We start from the raw sequence: 5,546 nt of genomic DNA, 5'->3' as shown, positions 1-5,546 counted from the left end.
GTGGGTGAACTCACACACATCCACGTTACATTATCAAAAGACCTGCAGAGTGTCTATTATAATTTTGCGACAAAATAATTTTAGATGTCGCTCCGCCCCCCTGATATCATTGATAATAAATTTTGATGCGTCAGCGCTGGCCGATCTGTCGAACAGTTGACGATTTATGAAGCATTACATATAGTCCTCAAAAAGGGATGTTTTTGAGGACTATATGTAATGAAAAAACATTCTATAGAGCATATTCACGGATAAATATGGGTGCTACCCTAAAGAAAAAAAAGGGCTTGATGATAAGATGGGCCACCTATGTGACTGCTAAATATAGAATGCTGTCAAAGCCCTTCAATTACAGCATTATTATGTAATCAATCAAAATATCGACAGAAAGTGGTCGAAGTTATGATCACCCCCCCCAAATTTTAATGCGTTTGCCCTAGTCAACGCAATATGCCGAATTACTGGAAATTTTTTTTAGCCCAAACCCTTTGCGTATTTTGCTCTCATCCTCAAACCAGGCCGCGTGGAAGACACGTCGAGATCCTTGTTGCCGCAGCAGGATGAACGCATAGGCTGCGGGTCAACAGTCCACTGGGGAATATAGTGCCTGGAGAAGCTGGCTGTCATTGATTTCTACGAACGTGACAGACAGGCCGTCAGATTCCGGCATTTGATGAATGGTATTGATCTTTTCAAATTGATCTTGACAGTATTAGGCGAGGAGTATATGTTTTTAACATTTGGAAATTTCGATACTTTCTTTAGCAAAAAGCAAGTTCTTATGCCGTATTCCACAAAGGGTCAGCGTCGCCGAACACAATGCTCATGAAGCATGGTTAATTTCGGACGAGTGATGACATTTTGTTCCCATGATGTAAGACGAATGCAGGACATGATTGATTGTTTCCTTTGCCCTGTTATTGGCTGTTCGTTCATCTGGTGGAGGAGATGGCGCGCCTGAAAAGGAGTATTTTCTTAACCATGAAAAAAGAAGATTATCGCCTTCTAATAGAATATTCGCCGGATACGATTTGGACGATGGATCTGTCCGGGCGGCTAATCTATGCAAGCCCTTCGGTCGAAACCTTAACCGGATATTCCCTGGAAGAGATCAGGAAAATGATCGTGGAAGAGATCATGACGAAGGAATCGGTTCGGATCGTTCGGGATGTTGTTCTGCGAATCCGGGAGGGGGGGGCTGCCGGGGAGAAGCACATCGAGACTCAGAGTATCGAACTGGAATTCCGGCGAAAAGACGGCTCTCGGGTTTGGGGGGGAACTAGGATTAGCGGAATGCTTGATGAAACAAAGCGGCTCGTCAGCATCCTATGCTCGACTCGCGACATCACCAAGCGAAAGCGAATGGAAAATCAGCTTCTCAGGGACAGGGATGAACTGCAAACCCTGCTGGGGTTTTACCGTAGTGCCGATACCCGGCTGAAAGATATCGAGGCCTTTATCATTGAAGAATGCATCAGGAGCAGCGCAAGCCCGCTGGGATTTTTCGGGCTTATCGATGAAGACGAAATCGAGATGAAGGCCCATCTCTGGTCTGAACAGGCAATGGCGGGATGCGCCATCGATTTTAAACCGGTTGTATTTCCTCTCGATAATGCCGGCATTTGGGCGGAAGCGATAAGGAAGCGCCAACCCTTCATCCTGAACAATTACTCGAAACCCAATCCCCGGAAAAAGGGCTATCCCGCCGGCCATGTCCCGATCAAACGTCTGTTGAGCATTCCGATTACCAAAGGGACCAAGGTCGTGGCCATCATGGCTGTTGCCAACAAGGCAATTGATTACGATGAAACCGATATTCTTCACTTAAGCCTGTTTTTGGAAAGCACATGGGACATGCTCCAGCGAACGAAAGCCGAAGAAGAGTTGAAACTGCGGTCCGAGGAACTTGCCGTTGAGAAGGATCGGGCCGAGACTGCCAACCGCCAGAAGAGCGAGTTTGTGGCCAACATGAGCCACGAGATCCGCACCCCCATGAACGGGGTCATCGGCATGCTGGAACTGCTTATGGACACCGAGCTCAGCCGAGAGCAGCACGAATACGTCCAGGCGGTGAAATCGTCCGCCGAGTCCCTGATGACCATCATCAACGACATTCTCGATTTCTCCAAGATCGAAGCGAAAAAACTTGACATCGAGAACGTCGACTTCAATCTGCGTGACAACCTGGGAGACATCCTGCAGGCCTTGGGACTTCGAGCCGAGGAAAAGGGGGTGGAGCTGACGTACGAGGTTTTCCCCGGCGTCCCGGATGCGGTGGTGGGCGACCCCGGCCGCCTTCGGCAGATAATCTTGAACCTGGTGGGAAACGCCATCAAGTTCACCCACGAGGGAGAAGTGGTCGTCGCTGTGGACCGCGAACCAAGGGAAGAAAACGGGGCCCGGCTTCATTTCACCGTCACCGACACCGGCATCGGCATCCCGCCGGAGAAGCAGACAAGAATATTCGAGTCCTTCGCCCAGGCCGAGACCTCTACCACCCGCCGGTACGGCGGTACCGGGCTCGGGCTGAGCATCTCCGCCCGGCTGGTGGAGCTGATGGGGGGCCGCATCTGGCTGGAGAGCACGGTCGGCCAAGGGAGCGTGTTCCACTTCACGGTGCGGCTAGAAGTACAGCAAAAACCGCCGGACCGGCAGATTCCTGAAAAGCTCGCAAATCTGGAGGGGCTTCGGGTGCTGGTGGTTGACGACAACATAACCAACCGGCGCATTCTGGAAGAGATGCTGGTGAGTTGGCGCATGTGCCCCGCAGCGGCCGACGGCGGACTGACCGCCCTGGAAATGATAACGGAGGCGCAAAAGAAGGGAGAACCTTTCCGCCTGCTCATCCTCGATATGAATATGCCGCTCATGGACGGATTTGAATTGGTCGAGCGTATCCGGCAACAAGCCGAATACCAGGGAGCCACCATCATGATGATCACTTCATCAAGGATGCGGGACGATGCGGCCCGGTGCCGCGAGATGGGGATATCCGCCTACCTGAGCAAACCGGTGAAGCAGTCCTCCCTCCTGGATGCCATATTGACGGTTCTATGCATGACCGAACCGGAAGGGGCTGAGTCATCCCTTCTGACCCAGCACACTCTCAGGCACACCCTGCGTCCCCTCCATATCCTTCTTGCAGAGGACAACGCCACCAACCGTAAGATAGCCGTGGGCATATTGAAGAAGCGTGGACACACGGTGGTGGCCACCGCGAACGGGGTCGAGACATTGGCGGCTCTGGAGGCGGAAGGAGAGCATCCCTTCGACCTCATTCTAATGGACGTACAGATGCCGGAGATGGACGGCATTGAGGCAACCGCCCGCATCCGCGAAAAGGAAAAGAGCGGCAAAAGACACATCCCGATCATCGCCCTGACTGCGCATGCCATGAAAGGGGATCGCGAAACCTGCCTCAAAGCGGGCATGGATGGCTATGTCCCCAAGCCGCTCAAGGCTGAAGAACTCCTCACGGCCATGGAAGAAGCAATGGCGGGCAGGACGAAAACCGCTTCTGCCGCCGTGCAACCCAACGACAACAAGAGTGAAGTGTTTGACCGGAAACAAACACTGACGAGCGTGGATGGGGACTTGGAGCTCCTGGGGGAGGTCGTTGGGTTGTTCCTGGCGGACTACCCCGAAACGATAGCTGAGATTGACAGCGCCATCAACGAAGGGGATGCTGTCCGCCTTAACCGTGCCGCCCACGCGCTCAAGGGTTCGGTAGGCAATTTCGGTGCCAGCAAAGCCTATGATTTGGCGCTCAGGCTGGAGATGATGGGGAAAAAGATGGAATTTGCCGGGACAAGAACGGTTTACCCCTCTCTCGTTGAGGAGATGCAACGACTGAAAAAGGCACTTGAAAACTTTACAGGAAAAGACAACTATGAGAATCCTGATAGCCGAAGATGACCCGGTTTCCCGGCGCCTCCTCGAAGCCAAGCTGCACAAGTGGGGGTACGATGTGGTCGTCACCTGCAATGGCGACGAGGCATGGGAAGCATTCCAGGCCGAAAACGCTCCGAGGCTCGCCATCCTTGACTGGATGATGCCCGAAGTGGATGGAATCGAGATCTGCAGAAGGATGAGAAGAAAAGCCAGCGGACTCTACACCTACATCATCCTGCTGACAACGCTGTATCAGGATGAGGATATCGTCACCGGTATGGAGGCCGGAGCCGACGACTACATCACCAAGCCGTTCAAGGCGAACGAGCTGAGGGTGCGCCTCAGAGCAGGGCGGCGTATCATCGAACTTCAGAAAGAGTTAATAGAGGCACGTGATGCGCTCAGGGAAAAAGCCACTCGCGACTCCCTCACCGGCCTGTGGAACCATGAAGAGATTATCCGCATCCTGAGAGAACAGCTGTCCAGGGCTGAACGGGAAAGGGGGGCTGTGAGCATAATCATGGCTGACCTGGACCATTTCAAGAAGGTCAATGATATTCATGGCCATATGGCGGGAGACTCAGTGCTCCGCCTTACCGCTAAGAGGATGCTTTCCCTAATGCGGGATTACGATTATATCGGCCGCTATGGAGGTGAGGAATTCCTGGTCGTCCTTCCCGGCTGTGACAAGAGGCATGCCGAGAGGATTGCCGAAAGACTCTGCCAGGTCATAGGAAGCAAGAATATGGACATACCGGAAGGGATGATCCCTGTTACTATAAGCCTCGGCGTAGCGACCACCTACAAAGGACAAAACAGTAATGCGAACGCCCTTGTTCAGGCCGCGGACATAGCCCTTTACAGAGCCAAGGAGAATGGGCGCAACCGGGTGGAGATGGCTGAGGCGGAAGACAAAAAGCATGGATGAACGATTCATTTTAGTGTAATCTCCACTGATTTAAGCTTCGTAAGGCATCAAAGCCCAGCGATATTTGGCCTGATGGCCTGCAGCGGCTGGCGACGGAGATGGTCCCTTCCACCTTGTCGCTATCGTTGACTGTTTTTACTGTATGGATGTGAACTTCATTTAATCTCCTATGATGGTAAAACTTAACTCAATGTCATAAACTTAACGGCAAGGTTTATAATTCATGTAATGATTGCGCTTGTTCACCTTGTGGTTTCGTTCGAATTCCCGTCCTGGCCGAATGGGTTCAGTCGCAGCCATGAAAACCGCATGAATTTGTTGAATTAGCTGTGCTATTATTTCAGCAGGTCTTTTAAAAAGCAGAAATAGCGTATCTTTGGATTTTGAAATAGCTTGAGTCATATTTAATTGCCGGTCCTGCTTGTTCTCTTCTTTTATTTGTTCAATGGTGTCTTGGGCTGGTGAAGCAAGAACCCAAATAAGATTTTTAGTAAAAACCTTCGAATGAAAATCTTGATAAACCGATAGTGAAGATTCTCCGGAAAAGTTTCCAACTTGAATGCGCTCCTTCATAAATAAATAATCAACTTCTACCGGCCAACGTTGATGGTACAAATCTTTGAATATTTCTTGCGGGAATTTTTTTATATCGGTTAGTGATGTGATGAGAACTTCAATCTGGCCGGTTTCAAGCTCAACACGGATGAGACGTAAGCGTAAAGGCAAT

General features: G+C 51.1%; 2 protein-coding genes and 1 pseudogene. 2 read left to right on the top strand and 1 reads right to left on the bottom strand.

Annotated elements, in window-relative coordinates:
* Window positions 1-981: 981 nt before the first annotated feature.
* Both B147_RS30990 and B147_RS0105475 read left to right on the top strand, forming a co-directional pair.
* Window positions 982-3,915, top strand: coding sequence for a hybrid sensor histidine kinase/response regulator (locus tag B147_RS30990; RefSeq protein WP_020586236.1), 2,934 nt, complete (start codon window positions 982-984; stop codon window positions 3,913-3,915).
* Window positions 3,890-4,819, top strand: a complete 930-nt coding sequence (locus B147_RS0105475; protein ID WP_020586235.1) for a GGDEF domain-containing response regulator — start codon at window positions 3,890-3,892, stop codon at window positions 4,817-4,819. Before B147_RS30990 ends, B147_RS0105475 begins: the two co-directional genes overlap by 26 nt.
* Before the next feature lie 201 nt (window positions 4,820-5,020).
* Here the strand turns inward: B147_RS0105475 and B147_RS27535 are convergent.
* Window positions 5,021-5,546 (bottom strand): annotated as a pseudogene (locus B147_RS27535) (IS4 family transposase); the annotation flags it as partial.

This window comes from Desulfobacter curvatus DSM 3379 (genome assembly GCF_000373985.1).
Taxonomy (GTDB): domain Bacteria; phylum Desulfobacterota; class Desulfobacteria; order Desulfobacterales; family Desulfobacteraceae; genus Desulfobacter; species Desulfobacter curvatus.
This window is presented reverse-complemented; position numbering and strand designations above follow the sequence as displayed.